The 14,193-nt window shown below is 67.0% G+C and carries 12 protein-coding genes; 10 read left to right on the top strand and 2 right to left on the bottom strand.

Going from position 1 to position 14,193, the window contains the following annotated elements:
* Window positions 1-194: 194 nt before the first annotated feature.
* Entirely contained in the window at window positions 195-845 is a 651-nt protein-coding gene (locus PKB_RS00985; RefSeq protein WP_043248259.1) for a hypothetical protein, read from the bottom strand.
* A 168-nt stretch (window positions 846-1,013) separates the two neighbouring features.
* Here PKB_RS00985 and PKB_RS00980 point away from each other — a divergent pair, with 168 nt between their 5' ends.
* The 10 genes from PKB_RS00980 to gabP all read left to right on the top strand — a co-directional run bounded on the left by PKB_RS00980 (window position 1,014) and on the right by gabP (window position 12,746).
* A complete protein-coding gene (locus PKB_RS00980) occupies window positions 1,014-2,390 on the top strand; it encodes an L-serine ammonia-lyase (RefSeq protein ID WP_043248257.1) in 1,377 nt (458 codons plus the stop codon).
* 10 nt (window positions 2,391-2,400) lie between these two features.
* Window positions 2,401-3,117, top strand: a complete 717-nt coding sequence (locus PKB_RS00975; protein WP_043248255.1) for a GlxA family transcriptional regulator — start codon at window positions 2,401-2,403, stop codon at window positions 3,115-3,117.
* Between the two features lie 228 nt (window positions 3,118-3,345).
* A complete protein-coding gene (locus PKB_RS00970; protein ID WP_043248253.1) occupies window positions 3,346-4,557 on the top strand; it encodes a M24 family metallopeptidase in 1,212 nt (403 codons plus the stop codon).
* 276 nt (window positions 4,558-4,833) lie between these two features.
* Window positions 4,834-6,177: an MFS transporter gene (locus PKB_RS00965; protein WP_043248252.1), complete on the top strand. Its 1,344-nt coding sequence runs from the start codon at window positions 4,834-4,836 to the stop codon at window positions 6,175-6,177.
* Window positions 6,178-6,466: 289 nt separating this feature from the next.
* Window positions 6,467-7,594: an extracellular solute-binding protein gene (locus PKB_RS00960; protein WP_043248251.1), complete on the top strand. Its 1,128-nt coding sequence runs from the start codon at window positions 6,467-6,469 to the stop codon at window positions 7,592-7,594.
* 22 nt (window positions 7,595-7,616) lie between these two features.
* Window positions 7,617-8,531 carry an ABC transporter permease gene (locus PKB_RS00955; RefSeq protein ID WP_043248248.1) on the top strand — a complete coding sequence of 305 codons (915 nt, stop codon included), beginning with the start codon at window positions 7,617-7,619 and terminating at the stop codon, window positions 8,529-8,531.
* Window positions 8,528-9,319, top strand: a complete 792-nt coding sequence (locus tag PKB_RS00950; protein WP_043248246.1) for an ABC transporter permease — start codon at window positions 8,528-8,530, stop codon at window positions 9,317-9,319. The genes PKB_RS00955 and PKB_RS00950 overlap by 4 nt, the downstream gene beginning before the upstream one ends.
* Before the next feature lie 37 nt (window positions 9,320-9,356).
* Window positions 9,357-10,445 carry an ABC transporter ATP-binding protein gene (locus PKB_RS00945; protein WP_043248244.1) on the top strand — a complete coding sequence of 363 codons (1,089 nt, stop codon included), beginning with the start codon at window positions 9,357-9,359 and terminating at the stop codon, window positions 10,443-10,445.
* Between the two features lie 42 nt (window positions 10,446-10,487).
* Window positions 10,488-11,273 carry a creatininase gene (locus PKB_RS00940; protein WP_043248242.1) on the top strand — a complete coding sequence of 262 codons (786 nt, stop codon included), beginning with the start codon at window positions 10,488-10,490 and terminating at the stop codon, window positions 11,271-11,273.
* Between the two features lie 57 nt (window positions 11,274-11,330).
* A complete protein-coding gene (gene gabP, locus PKB_RS00935; RefSeq protein WP_052355144.1) occupies window positions 11,331-12,746 on the top strand; it encodes a GABA permease in 1,416 nt (471 codons plus the stop codon).
* Window positions 12,747-12,805: 59 nt separating this feature from the next.
* Here gabP and PKB_RS00930 read toward each other — a convergent pair whose 3' ends face one another.
* Entirely contained in the window at window positions 12,806-13,822 is a 1,017-nt protein-coding gene (locus PKB_RS00930; protein WP_156957970.1) for a GlxA family transcriptional regulator, read from the bottom strand.
* Between the last annotated feature and the right edge of the window lie 371 nt (window positions 13,823-14,193).

Raw genomic sequence — 14,193 nt, 5'->3', positions numbered from 1 at the left:
CGACGGAGATCCCGTAGGGCGAATAACCACGTAGTGGTTATCCGCCGTCAAACGTCGGCGCCAGGACGATGGCGGATAACGCCTTGCGTTATTCGCCCTACAGGCTCGGCATTCGCGGTGGGAGGTTCGCGAGCAAGCTCGCTCCTACGAAGAGCCTCGGGCGCATGACCGTTGCGGTCATGCGCCACGGCACCCTACGGCAGCGCCGTCAGCTTCATCTGCTCGACGATCGGCACGAACAGCTGGCGCATGGCCTGGGTGTTGCCGCCGTTGGGCTTGTCCGGGCTGGTGATGGTCAGCACGTAACGGCCCTTGATCAGACCGGTGAGGGTCGCGTCGCCAGTGTCACCCTTGGCCGGTGCTACCACGCCGAGCGGGTCGCCCATGCGGGTGGTGTCGATCACCGGCAGGTAGTCCTCGCCGCCGAACTTGTCCGCGGTGCCGTTCTGCAGCGCGGTTTCGCGGGTCTTGTTGAGCAGCGTGAGGCTGGAGTGGGTCATGTCGCGCAGCTTGTTCTGCGCGTCGCGGTAGGCGATGGCCTGGGCTCTGTTGGCGTCCTGGGCCGGCGCCGGCATGCCGGTGTCGACCAGGCTGACTTCCAGGTGCAGGCTGCCGTCGGCGTTGCCGTAGACCAGGGTGGCGTCGTTGTAGCCGCACTTGCGCGAGATGAAGGGATAGCCATACAGGGTCTTCTGCGGCGGCAGGGCGACCTCCAGCGGATGGCCGGTGCAACTGTCGGCCGGCACGGCGGCCTTGGCAGCCTTGGCCTTGTCGTCACCACCGCCGCAGCCGTGGAGGGTCGCGCCGATCATCAGGGCGCTGAGCAGGATCAGGGAGCGTTTCATGGCGTCCTCGGTTTTGACAGTGGCGGCATTCTAGCTGCTGGCGGCGCCCGCGGGCAGCCGATCGCTCCGGTGGATGGGTGCATTTTCGGGTCGGGAACGGACATCTTTGTTGTCGCAGTCGGACCGAGAATCGGCACAAGCGGTATTGCCATTCGAGGAGAGTCCGGCATGGCCATCAGTGTGTTCGACCTGTTCAAGATCGGTATCGGCCCCTCCAGTTCGCACACGGTGGGGCCAATGCGCGCCGCCGCCCTCTACGTCGGCGCCCTGCGCGAGCGCCAGCTGCTCGGCCGCATCGAGCGCATCGAGGTGAAGCTCTACGGCTCGCTCTCCGCTACCGGCGTCGGCCACGGCACCGACCGCGCCGTGATCATGGGCCTGATGGGCGAATGGCCGGACCGCATCGACCCCACGCAGATCGCCCCGCGCATGGCCGCCCTGCTCGACAGTGGCGAGCTGAACCTGGCCGGCGAGCGGCGCATTCCCTTCGACTGGGTGCGCGACATGCGCCTGCTCGACGAGAACCTGCCCTACCACCCCAACGCCATGACCCTGCTCGCCTACGAAGGCGGCCAGGTGCTGCATGAAGACACCTACTACTCCATCGGCGGCGGCTTCGTCGTCGATGCCGAGCAGGCCGCCTCCGGCGCCCTCGACCAGGACCACACGCGCCTGCCCTACGACTTCGACAGCGCCGCCGAGCTGTTGCAGCTGTGTCGCCGCCACAACCTGCGCGTCTCCGAGCTGATGCTCGCCAACGAGCGCATGTGGCGCAGCGAGACAGAGATCCGCGAGGGCCTCAAGCACATCTGGCAGGCCATGCGCGACTGCGTCGATGCCGGCCTGCGTCACGAAGGCATCCTCCCCGGCGGCCTCAACGTGCAGCGCCGCGCCGCGCGCCTGCACCGCAACCTGCTGGAGATCGGCAAGCCCAACGTCATCGGCTCGACCTTGAGCGCCATGGAGTGGGTCAACCTGTTCGCCCTCGCGGTGAACGAGGAAAACGCCGCCGGCGGGCGCATGGTCACCGCGCCCACCAACGGCGCGGCGGGGATCATCCCGGCGGTGCTGCACTACTACATGCGCTTCAACCCCGATGCTTCCGATGACGACGTGGTGAACTACTTCCTCGCCGCCGCCGCGGTGGGAATCCTCTGCAAGAAGAACGCCTCGATCTCCGGCGCCGAAGTCGGCTGCCAGGGCGAAGTCGGCTCGGCCTGCGCGATGGCCGCCGCCGGCCTCGCCGAAGTCCTCGGCGCCAGCCCCGAGCAGGTCGAGAACGCCGCCGAGATCGGCCTGGAGCACAACCTCGGGCTGACCTGCGACCCGGTCGGCGGCCTCGTCCAGGTGCCGTGCATCGAGCGCAACGCCATCGCTGCGGTGAAGGCCATCAACGCCGCACAGATGGCCCTGCGCGGCGATGGCCAGCACTTCATCAGCCTCGACCAGGTGATCCGCACCATGCGCGACACCGGCGCCGACATGCACGACAAGTACAAGGAAACCTCGCGCGGCGGCCTGGCCGTCAGCAGCATCGAGTGTTGAGGACCCGGCCATGAACGCATCCGCCCATGTGAACTTTCTCCTTCAGGACGGCTTCGACCTGCTCGCCCTGGCCGTGGCCCTGGAACCCCTGCGCCAGGCCAACCTGCTGGCCGGCGAAAGCAGCTTCGGCTGGACCCTGCTGAGCGTCGACGGCAAGTCGATCCGCGCCGGCAATGGCCTGTGCGTGAACGCCGAAGCGCCCCTGCTGGCACGCCCGCCGGCGGACCTGCTGGTGCTCTGCGGCCCGGACGGCTGCCGTCCGGCGAATGCCACGGAGGGCCCGGACAGCGCCAGCGCGCTGTTGCAACTGATCGGCCACCGCCAGGGCAGCGAAATGGCCGAGGCGGTGCGCGCCATCCTCGACGTCGAGCGCAGCCAGGGCCCGTCGAATACCGGCGGCCCGCCCCACGCCGGCCTGCAGCGCGCCATCGCGTTGATGCGCGCACACCTCGCCCAGCCCATGGAGCTGACGCAACTGGCGGCGACCCTGGGGTTGTCCCGGCGCCAGGTCGAGCGGCTGTTCCAGCGCTACCTGCAATGCACCCCGGCGCGCTACTACCAGCGCCTGCGCCTGGCCCACGCGCGCCAGCTGCTGCGCCGCGATGCCCGGCCGCTGACCGATGTCGCCCGGGCCTGCGGCTTCGCCTGCTCGCGGCATTTCGCGCGCTGCTACCGCGAGCACTACGGCCGCCCGCCGACCCACGAACGGCACCCGGTGCTGCACTGACCTCCTGACAACGAGTTGCACCACAGGCCCGCGCGTGTCGGCAGCACGCGTCGGGCCTTTTTTTCGTCCGCGTTTTTTTGCCCGACCAGGGCCTCGGCGGGGTGAGCGGATACGTCCAATTTCGGGTCGGAATCGTGCAAAAGAGCGTCCCGGGGTTCTGCTGCAATGCCATCCAACGACCCGCCAGAAAGGCGCGTCGACTGACAAGAAGCAGCGAGGATTTACGCCATGCAAATGCCCCAGACGCTCCGGATCCGCAATGGTCAGCAGGTCCGCTCGACCTTCTCCGCGCAGGAATACGCCAACCGCCAGGCCAAGCTGCGCGCGCACCTGGCGGCGGAGAACATCGATGCCGCGGTCTTCACCTCCTACCACAACATCAACTACTACTCCGACTTCCTCTACTGCTCGTTCGGCCGTCCCTACGCCCTGGTGGTGACCCAGGACGCCGTGGTGAGCATCAGCGCCAACATCGACGGCGGCCAGCCGTGGCGCCGCACCCAGGGCAGCGACAACATCGTCTACACCGACTGGCAGCGCGACAACTACTTCGTCGCCATCCAGCAGGCACTGCCCAAGGCCGGCCGCATCGGCATCGAGTTCGACCACCTGAACCTGCAGAACCGCGACAAGCTGGCCGCGCGCTACCCCGGCGCCGAGCTGGTCGATGTCGCCGCGCCCTGCATGCGCATGCGCATGATCAAGTCCGCGGAAGAGCACGCGATCATCCGCCATGGCGCCCAGGTCGCCGACATCGGCGGCGCCGCCGTGGTCGAAGCCCTGCGCGACCAGGTGCCGGAATACGAAGTGGCGCTGCACGCGACCCAGGCCATGGTCCGCGAGATCGCCAAGCGCTTCCCCGACGGCGAGCTGATGGACACCTGGACCTGGTTCCAGTCCGGCATCAACACCGACGGCGCGCACAACCCGGTGACCTCGCGCAAGGTGAACAAGGGCGACATCCTCAGCCTGAACTGCTTCCCGATGATCGCCGGCTACTACACCGCGCTGGAGCGCACCCTGTTCCTCGACCACTGCTCCGACGAGCACCTGCGCCTGTGGCAGATCAACGTCGAGGTGCACGAGGCGGGCCTGAAGCTGATCAAGCCGGGCATGCGTTGCAGCGACATCGCCAAGGAACTGAACGAAATCTTCCTGCGCCACGACGTGCTGCAGTACCGCACCTTCGGCTATGGCCACTCCTTCGGCACCCTCAGCCACTACTACGGCCGCGAGGCGGGCCTGGAGCTGCGCGAGGACATCGACACGGTGCTCGAGCCGGGCATGGTGGTGTCGATGGAGCCGATGATCATGCTGCCGGAAGGCCTGCCGGGTGCCGGCGGCTACCGCGAGCACGACATCCTGATCGTCACCGAGAACGGCGCGGAGAACATCACCCGGTTCCCGTACGGGCCGGAGCGCAACATCATCCGCAAGTGACCTGAAACCGCCGCGCGTCGACTCATCGACGCGCCGGCACCCTTTCCTCCATCCCGCCCTCAGGACGGTGCCGATCGAATAACAACAACCCTGCGCCCAGCCGTATCCGCGCACCTATCACCACCCGCTGCCGAACCGCCATTTCGATAACAAAACAGAGGTATGGGCAATGGTCACTTTCTCTCCGGGCGCCGCTGGCGCTCCCGACACCCGCGACGCGCGTCGCTACACTGAATCCCACGCACCCCGGGCAGCCGCCTGCCGTGGAGGTGCGCAATGAGCCTGTCCGAGCAACCCCTTTCCTACGGCACCGCGTCGATGAACGCTCCCCTCAGCGAAGAACGCCGCGTGCTGCGCCGAGCCGCCTCGGCAGCCTTCATGGGCAACTTCGTCGAGTGGTTCGACTACGCCGCCTACGGCTACCTCGCCGCGGTCATCGCCGTGGTGTTCTTCCCGCAGACCGACAAGACTTCCGGCCTGCTCGCGACCTTCGCGGTATTCGCCCTGTCCTTCATCGTGCGCCCCATCGGCGGCATCGTCTGGGGCCACATCGGCGATCGATTCGGCCGCCGCAACGCACTCTCGCTGTCGATCCTGATCATGTCCGGCTCGACCTTCTGCATCGCCCTGCTGCCCAGCTACGCCCAGGTCGGCCTGCTGGCGCCCGGCCTGCTCCTGGCAATCCGCCTGGTACAGGGTTTCTCTGCTTCCGGCGAGTATGCCGGCGCCTCGGCCTTCCTCGCCGAATACGCCCCCGACCGCAAGCGCGGCTTCTACACCTGCCTGGTGCCGGCTAGCACCGCTGCCGGCCTGCTGGTCGGCTCGCTGTTCGCCTCGCAGCTGTATGCCCACCTCGACAGCGCCCAGCTGCACGAATGGGGCTGGCGCCTGCCATTCCTGCTCGCCGCGCCCCTGGGCCTGATCGGCCGCTACATACGCCTGCACCTGGCCGACACACCGAAGTTCCGCGAGATGGAGCAGGCCATGGAAAGCAAGCAGGGCGAGCACCGCGCGCCCATCAGCCTGCTGTTCGGCCGCTATCGCCGGCAGTTGCTGGTAGCCATTGGGGCAACCTGCCTGAACGCCGTGGCCTTCTACCTGATCCTCAGCTACATGCCGACCTACCTGTCGGCCGAGATGGGCATGAGCGAGAGCGATTCCTTCCTCGCATCGACGGTGTCGCTGGCCACCTACATCGGCTTCATCTTCCTGATGGGCAAGCTGTCCGACCGCTTCGGCCGCAAGACCATGCTGGTGGCTGCCTCGCTGCTGTTCCTGGCGCTCACCGTGCCGCTGTTCGGCCTGCTCGGCAACGCCGCTTTCGCGTTCATCCTGCTGATCCAGATCGGTTTCGGCCTGATGCTGGCGATGAACGACGGCACCCTGCCGTGCTTCCTCGCGGAAATCTTCCCGACCCGCGTGCGCTACACCGGCTTCGCCTTCAGCTTCAACACCGCCAACGCGCTGTTCGGCGGCACCGCGCCCTTCATCGCCACCTGGCTGATCAGCCTCACCGGCAACAAGCTGGCGCCGGCTTGGATGCTGGTGGCCGCGGCGGGCGTCGCGCTGCTGGCGATGCTCTGCGTGCGCGAAACGGCGTACCGGCCGATGGCCGACTGAGCGCGGCCGCCGCGCGCCCCTGAATCCTGCCAACTTCGGGTCGGATTCAGACAAAAGACGTGCGGCGGCTTCTGCTGCAATACCCATCAACAGAAGACCGCCTGCCCTTCGCAGAGCGGTCCCCCGACCCTGGCGCGCCCAGCGCCAGCAGCCCCCCCCCTTGAATCCGTTGCCTGTCTTGCCAAGCGCCTGGCGGGCTCTACGCGCACGTCAGGAGCAAAGCGACAGGCACCAGGAAGGCCAGGAACAAACGGCACAGCACCTTTCCACACTGCAGGAGAGAAGAACAATGAAGAACCGTACCGACCTTTCACGACGCAATTTCCTCATCGGCACCGGCGTCCTCGCCGGCAGCGCGGCGCTGGCCAGCATGCTCCCGACGCGCAGCGCCTTCGCCGCCGAGAAGGAGCTGGTGATCCTGGCCTGGGCCGGGCACGCCGAACCGGACATCGTCGCCGACTTCGAGCGCGAGCACGGGGTCAAGGTCCGCGCCAAGTACTACACCGGTGGCGACAACATGCTCGGTCTGATCTCGCAGTCGCCGCCCGGCACCTTCGACCTGATCCTCTCCGACGCCGAGTACGTGCAGCAGCTCAAGGCCGCCGACTACATCGAGCGCCTCGACCCCGCCGACTATCCGTTCGACGACTATTTCCCGGAGTTCCAGCATTTTCCCGGCCACTGGGACGGCAACCAGCTGTATTCGGTGCTGATCCGCTTCGGTTTCCTCGGCATCGCCTACAACACCCAGCTGGTGCCCGAGGCCAAGGTGCGCAGCTACTCGGCCTTCTGGGACGACAGCCTGAAAGGCAAGGTCGGGCACTTCGACTGGCACCTGCCGAACCTCGGCCAGCTCAGCCTGTATACCGGCAACAAGCAGCCCTACGACATCGACGCCGCGCACTGGCAAGCCGTGCAGAAGAAGGTGATGAGCCTGCGCCCGCAAATCGGTGGCTTCTTCGACTACGGCGGCACCTTCTCTTCGCTGAAGAACGGCCAGATCCACGCCATGTGCGGCATCGGCGACTGGATCACCGGCGTGCTGCAGCGCGCCGGCGCGCCAGTGAAGACGGTCATCCCCGAGGAAGGCGGCCTGCAGTGGAGCGAGTCGTACTGCATCGCCCGCAACGCGCGCAGCCCGGAACTGGCGAAGAAGTTCATCCAGTACATCACCTCGCCGCAGGGCCAGGTGAAGTCGGCGAAGATGCTCGCCTACCCGGCGCTGATCCCCAGCCAGCGCGGCTGGGCGCTGCTCAACCAGGTCGATCCGGCCGAGGCGAAGCGCCAGGGCATGCTGCTGGGCCAGCGCAACGTCATGGACGACATCCGCGAAGGACGCATCCACTACCGCCAGCTCCCTGTGCAGCAGGGCCTGGAGGAGTGGAACGACTTCTGGTCGGAATACAAGGGCGCCTGACGGGCACGCGGAGGCAACGGCTATGACGCTTCGCAAGCTGCAAACCGCCCCGTCCCTGGTCGAGGTCGGCACCCCGCCGGCCTCGGCCGGGCGCCGGCGCGCCCAGGGCCCCTGGTACGGCCTCGCCTTCTCCCTGCCGATGCTGGTCTGGCAGCTGGCGTTCTTCGTCTTCCCGCTGGCGTTCCTGCTCACCATCAGCTTCTGGGTGGTGCGCAATTTCCGCATGCAGCCGAGCTTCGAGTGGCTGAACTGGAGCTACGTGCTCAGTCGCGGTTACTTCTGGGACGCCTACCTGCACACGCTGGCAATGGCCAGTGGGGCGACACTGCTGATAAGCCTGGTGGCTTTCCCCTGTGCCTACGCCATCGCCTTCAAGTTCCGCGCCTCGGCGCGGCAACTGGCGATCCTGCTGCTGGTCACGCCCTTCTTCACCAGCTACCTGGTGCGGACCTACTCCTGGCAGGTGTTCCTCTCCGACAACGGCATCCTCAATGCCCTGTTCGGCCAGCTCGGGATAGGCGCGCTGCCGATGCTCAACAGCAGCTTCGGCACCTTCGTCGGCTACTTCACCCTGTGCCTGCCGCTGGCGGTGGTGCTACAGCTGTTCAGCCTGATGTATCTCGACCGTTCGCTGGTCGAGGCCGCGCACAACCTCGGCTGCGGCCGGCTGCGCACCGTGCTGCAGGTGGTGCTGCCGTCGGCGCGCGTCGGCATCGTGGTGGCCGCGCTGTTCTGCTTCATCCTCTGCTTCGGCGACTTCGTCAGCCCGCTGTACCTGGGCGGCGGCCAGCCGCCGACCCTCAGCACTCTGATCGCCGACACCACCAAGGCCGGCCAGCAATGGCCGCGCGCGGCGGTGATCGCCTGCATGATGATCGCCACCCTCCTGCTGGTGGCCTTCGCCGCGGTCCGCTTCGCCTACCGGAGGCGCGCATGAACGAGCATCGCCTGATCAACTTCCTGCTGCGCGGCTACGTGGGGCTGGTGTTCCTCTTCATCTTCACCCCGATCCTTGGCAGCTTCGTCTTCTCCTTCAACGCCGACCGCTTCCCGTCGCTGCCGCTGGGCGGGTTCAGCCTGCACTGGTACCAGGCCATCGCCAGCGACCCGGCGGTCTGGCAGGCCCTGCGCAACAGCCTGAAGGTGGCGCTGGTGGTGTCGCTGGTGTCGACCTTCCTCGGCTTCGCCGCGGCCTACACCGACTTCCGCTACCACTTCTTCGGCAAGTCGCTGTACATGGCCCTGGCCCTGCTGCCGCCGACCATCCCGGTGGTGATCATGGGCCTGGCGATGCTGGCGTTCCTCTCCCGCGTGGGCCTGTCCGGCGAACTGCACGCGGTGATGATCAGCCACATCGTGATGTGCGCGCCCTTCGCCATGGCGGTGGTGCGCATGCGCCTGGCGCAGATGGAGCCGGTGCTCGAATCGGCCGCCTGGAACCTCGGCGCCAGCCAGTGGCAGGCGATGCGCCATGTGATCCTGCCGTTCACCGCGCCGAGCCTGTGCGCCGCGCTCTTCGTGACCATGGCGGTGTCGTTCGACGAGTTCGCCGTCGCCTGGTTCGTCTCCGGCCTCAACGAGACGGTGCCGGTGCGCATCCTCAACACCCTGCAGGGCCAGGTCAGCCCGACCATCAACGCCATCGGCAGCCTGGTGTTCGTCACCACCACGGCGCTGGTGATCCTCGCCCAGATGCTGCTGATGCGCCGCCGCAAGCCGGCCTGAAGCCACCGACAATCCAACGCTTCGCAGGTAACCCACCATGAACCAACCGCTGGTCGTGTTCGATAACGTGGTCAAGCACTTCGGCGATTTCGTCGCCGTCGAGCGCATGAACCTGGAAATCTACAAGGGCGAGTTCGTCGCCATCATGGGCTCCAGCGGCTGTGGCAAGACCACCACGCTGCGCATGCTCGCCGGCCTGGAGAAGCCCAGCGAGGGCGAGATCCGCCTCAATGGCGAAAGGATCAACGACCTGCGCTCCTGGGAACGCGATACCCCGCTGGTATGGCAGAACCTGGCGCTGTTCCCCTTCCTCGACGTGCTGGAAAACGTCGAGTTCGGTCTGAAGATGCGCGGCATGGCCAAGGCCGAGCGGCGCAAGAAGGCGCTGCACTGGCTGGAACGCCTGGGCCTGGCGGAGTTCGCCCGGCGCGACATCGCCCAGCTCTCCGGCGGCCAGCGCCAGCGCGTGGCCCTGGCCCGCTCGCTGGTCACCGAGCCGCCGATCCTGCTGCTCGACGAGCCGCTGAGCGCCCTCGACGCACACCTGAGCGTGCGCATGCAGGGCGTGCTGACCGGCCTGCAGAAAGACCTGGGGATCACCTTCGTCTACGTCACCCACTCGCAGTCCGAAGCCTTCGCCATGGCCGACCGGGTGGTGATCATGAGCCGCGGGCGGATCGAGCAGATCGGCACGCCCCAGGAAGTCTTCCGCGAACCGCGCAACCGTTTCGTCGCCGAATTCGTCGGCGGCAAGAACATCCTCGGCGGCAGCGTCGAAGGCTTCGATGCCTCCGGGCTGGTGCGCATCAAGTCGGTCCACGGCGCCTTCTTCGCGCGGCCGCCGAAGGACCGCAACCTGCTGCCCGGAGAAGCGGTGAACCTGTGCCTGGGTGCCGACCTGATCCAGCTCGGCGAGCGCCCGACCCTGGCCAACCGCCTGGAGTGCCACGTCATCGGCGAGGAGTTCGTCGGTTCGATGGTCAACGTCCACCTGGAGACCGCCAGCGGCCTGGAGCTGCAGGTGCAGAAGCCGCACGCCGAATACGACGGCCTCGGCCTGCAGAGTGGACAGAAGGTATTCGCCGCCTGGGACAGCGCCAGCGCGCTGGTGCTGCGCAGCGAGTAATGAAGACTCCGGCCGCGGCCGGTCACTGTTGGAGAAGTAGCGATGAGCAAGAGTGTTTTCGTGGGAGAGCTGTCCTGGAAGGAGTACGCGGCCAGGATCGGCCAGGGCGACTGCGTCCTGCTGCTGCCAGTCGGCGCGCTGGAGCAGCACGGCCACCACATGTGCATGAACGTCGACGTGCTGCTGCCCACCGCCGTCTGCCAGCGGGTCGCCGAACGCATCGACGCGCTGGTGCTGCCGGGCCTGCAGTACGGCTACAAGTCGCAGCAGAAGTCCGGCGGCGGCAACCACTTCCCCGGCACCACCAGCCTCGACGGGGCGACCCTGACCGGCACCGTGCAGGACATCATCCGCGAGCTGGCACGGCACGGCGCGCGCCGCCTGGTGCTGATGAACGGGCACTACGAGAACTCCATGTTCATCGTCGAGGGCATCGACCTGGCCCTGCGCGAACTGCGCTACGCCGGCATCGACGACTTCCGCGTGGTGGTGCTGTCCTACTGGGACTTCATTCGCGACCCGCAGGTAATCGCCGAGCTCTACCCGGACGGTTTCCTTGGCTGGGACATCGAGCACGGCGGCGTCTTCGAGACCTCGCTGATGCTGGCCCTGTACCCGCACCTGGTGGACATGGACAAGGTGGTCGACCACCCGCCGGCGACCTTCCCCCCCTATGACGTGTTCCCGGTCATCCCCGAGCGCACGCCGGCCTGCGGCACCCTGTCCTCGGCCAAGGGCGCCAGCCGGGAGAAGGGCGAGCTGATCCTGCGCGTGTGTACCGAAGGCATCGCCGCCGCCGTCCAGGAGGCTTTCGCACCAGACAGCTGATAGCGATCACGGCATCCGAGCAGTACCCAATCCAACAAGAATTCAAGGGTAACCATCATGTCCACAGCCATCCCCGGCGGTCAGGGCGGACCGGCCCTCGCCGCCGAACTGAAGCAACGCCACGTCACCATGCTGTCCATCGCCGGCGCCATCGGCGCGGGCCTGTTCGTCGGCTCCGGCCACGCCATCGCCTCCGCCGGGCCGGCGGCGATCCTCGCCTACCTGATCTCCGGCACCCTGGTGGTGCTGGTGATGCGCATGCTCGGCGAGATGGCCGTGGCCTCCCCCGACACCGGCTCCTTCTCCACCTACGCCGAGCGCGCCATCGGGCGTTGGGCGGGCTTCTCCATCGGCTGGCTGTACTGGTGGTTCTGGGTGCTGGTGATCCCGCTGGAGGCGGTCGCCGCGGCGGCCATCCTCAATGCCTGGTTCCCCGCCGTGGCGACCTGGCAGTTCGCCCTCGCGGTGACCGCCCTGCTCACCGCGACCAACCTGTTCAGCGTGGCGCGCTACGGCGAGTTCGAGTTCTGGTTCGCCCTGCTCAAGGTGATCGCGGTGGTCGGCTTCATCGTCCTCGGCGGCTTCGCCCTGAGTGGCGGCCTACCCGGCCGCGAAGTTGCCGGCGTGCTGGCGCTCAGCCGCGAACACGGCGGCTTCATGCCCAACGGCTTCAGCGCGGTGCTCGGCGCGCTGCTGACCACGGTGTTCAGCTTCATGGGCACGGAAATCGTCACCATCGCCGCCGCCGAGTCGAAGAACCCGGCGCGGCAGATCACCCGCGCGACCAACTCGGTGGTCTGGCGCATGGGCATCTTCTACATCGTCTCGATCTTCCTGATCGTCTCCATCGTGCCGTGGAACGACCCGCTGCTCACCGAGGTCGGCTCCTACCAGCGCGCCCTGGAAATCATGAACATCCCGCACGCCAAGCTGATCGTCGACATCGTGGTGCTGGTCGCCGTGGCCAGCTGCCTGAACTCGGCGATCTACACCGCCTCGCGGATGGTCTTCTCGCTGAGCAAGCGCGGCGACGGCCCACGCTTCCTGCAGACCACCTCGCCCAAGGCGGTGCCCTACGTCGCCGTGCTGGCCAGCACCACGGTCGGCTTCCTCACAACCATCATCAACTACTTCGCCCCGGGGAAGGTCTTCGCCTTCCTGCTCGCCAGCTCCGGCGCCGTTGCCCTGCTGGTGTACCTGGTGATCGCCGTGTCGCAACTGCGCATGCGCCGCAAGCTGGTCGCCTCGGGCCAGCCCCTGGAGTTCCGCATGTGGCTGTATCCCTGGCTGACCTGGCTGGTGATCCTGTTCATCCTGGCGGTGCTGGGCATCATGCTGGCGATGCCGGAGCACCGCGCGGAGGTCCTCGCCACCGGGATGCTGGCGGTGGTCATCCTCTGCCTGGGGCTGCTGGACAATCGCAAGGGACGCAGCCGCGCCGCCCGAGGACTCGCCAGCGCCGAACTGCGCTGAAGCGATTTGTCGCACAACGAAAAGCCGCACCCTGGGGTGCGGCTTTTTCGTTTCCTGCCCTAGGCGCCTAGCGGACTTTGCTTGCGCTGCCCGCGCGGCGAGCAGCCGAAGAAGCGGCTGTAGCACTTGGAGAAGTGCGCCGGCGAGGTGAAGCCGCAGGACAGGGCGATCTCGCGGATCTGCGCCTCGCTGCGCAGCAGCAGGTCGCGGGCGCGGTTCAGGCGCAGTTCCAGGTAGTACTGGCTGGGAGTGCGCTGCAGGTACTTGTGGAACAGCCGTTCCAGCTGGCGCACCGACACCTCGTTGAGCTGCGCCAGCTCGTCCAGCTCCAGCGGCTCCTCCAGGTTCGCTTCCATGATCGCGACTATCTGGCTCAGCTTCGGCTGGGCGCTGCCGAGCTTCTGCCGCAGCGGGATGCGCTGCTGCTCGCGGGAGCCACGCATGCGGTCGCAGAGCAGCAGCTCGGCGGCCTTGGTGGCGATCTCCACGCCGCCCGGCTCGCGGGCGATCAGCTGCAAGGTCATGTCCATGGCCGCGGTGCCGCCGGAGCAGGTGTAGCGGTCGCGGTCCAGCTCGAACAGCTGGTTGGAGATGACGATGCCGGGGAAGCGCTCCTTGAGCTGCTCGATGTCTTCCCAGTGGATGGTGCAGCGGTAGTCCTTGAGCAACCCGGCGCTGGCCAGCAGGTGGCTGCCGGTGCAGATGCCGCCCAGCGGCACGCCGTGGTGGGCGAGCTTGCGCAGCCAGTCGAGCAGGCGCCGGTCATTCTTCTCCGGGATCGGGTTGGAGCCGACCACGAAGAGCGCATCCAGGCGCGGCGCGTTCTCGATGCTGTAGTCGGGCACCAGGCGCATGCCATTGCTGGCCTGCACCGGCTCGGGATCGGCGCTGATCTGCAAGGTGCGGTAAAGCGGGCGGCGCGCGGCGAGGTTCGCCATGCGCAGGGTTTCCACCGCGGAAGCGAAGCCGATGGTGGTGAAATTCGGAATCAGCAGGAAGCCGAAGGTCTTCGTGCCTGTAGCCGGAACGCTGTCGGGGCGGCGTTCGCGATCGGGGGCCTGGGCGGCGTTTGCCATCTGCATTACCTCCACTGCACTGACTGTCGCGGCGGGACTTCTCGGAAACGGAAAAGGCAGTCAGGACAGCACATCGTTTCTTGTTGTTCTGCGACATGCGAAGAGCATGCCGCCGACTAGCTTACACCCAACGGCGGACGGCGGCGGCGCCCCGCTCACGGCGGCGACGGACCAGCGGCGCAGACCGGGTCAGTTTGGGCATTTTGACGTCGCAAACAGGCAAATGGGTTACAGGGGTATTGAGCACAATCGGATGCAACTGGCTAATACCGACCGGTTCGGCTCCCCCGCCCGGAACGCCCCCAACGGCGATTCCGGAAAGCCAGGACCGGTCAGGGCAGCCTCCACCCACAGGCGACACCGGGTTGTCG

The sequence above is a fragment of the Pseudomonas knackmussii B13 genome, from assembly GCF_000689415.1.
Taxonomy (GTDB): domain Bacteria; phylum Pseudomonadota; class Gammaproteobacteria; order Pseudomonadales; family Pseudomonadaceae; genus Pseudomonas; species Pseudomonas knackmussii.
This window is presented reverse-complemented; position numbering and strand designations above follow the sequence as displayed.

Bases quoted from the DNA above. Each gene is read 5' to 3' on its own strand.
- PKB_RS00930 (WP_156957970.1), bottom strand. From the start codon at position 13,822: ATGGCAAACGCCGCCCAGGCCCCCGATCGCGAACGCCGCCCCGACAGC.
- PKB_RS00940 (WP_043248242.1), top strand. From the start codon at position 10,488: ATGAGCAAGAGTGTTTTCGTGGGAGAGCTGTCCTGGAAGGAGTACGCG.
- PKB_RS00950 (WP_043248246.1), top strand. From the start codon at position 8,528: ATGAACGAGCATCGCCTGATCAACTTCCTGCTGCGCGGCTACGTGGGG.
- PKB_RS00945 (WP_043248244.1), top strand. From the start codon at position 9,357: ATGAACCAACCGCTGGTCGTGTTCGATAACGTGGTCAAGCACTTCGGC.
- PKB_RS00975 (WP_043248255.1), top strand. From the start codon at position 2,401: ATGAACGCATCCGCCCATGTGAACTTTCTCCTTCAGGACGGCTTCGAC.
- PKB_RS00980 (WP_043248257.1), top strand. From the start codon at position 1,014: ATGGCCATCAGTGTGTTCGACCTGTTCAAGATCGGTATCGGCCCCTCC.
- PKB_RS00960 (WP_043248251.1), top strand. From the start codon at position 6,467: ATGAAGAACCGTACCGACCTTTCACGACGCAATTTCCTCATCGGCACC.
- PKB_RS00985 (WP_043248259.1), bottom strand. From the start codon at position 845: ATGAAACGCTCCCTGATCCTGCTCAGCGCCCTGATGATCGGCGCGACC.
- gabP (WP_052355144.1), top strand. From the start codon at position 11,331: ATGTCCACAGCCATCCCCGGCGGTCAGGGCGGACCGGCCCTCGCCGCC.
- PKB_RS00970 (WP_043248253.1), top strand. From the start codon at position 3,346: ATGCAAATGCCCCAGACGCTCCGGATCCGCAATGGTCAGCAGGTCCGC.
- PKB_RS00965 (WP_043248252.1), top strand. From the start codon at position 4,834: ATGAGCCTGTCCGAGCAACCCCTTTCCTACGGCACCGCGTCGATGAAC.
- PKB_RS00955 (WP_043248248.1), top strand. From the start codon at position 7,617: ATGACGCTTCGCAAGCTGCAAACCGCCCCGTCCCTGGTCGAGGTCGGC.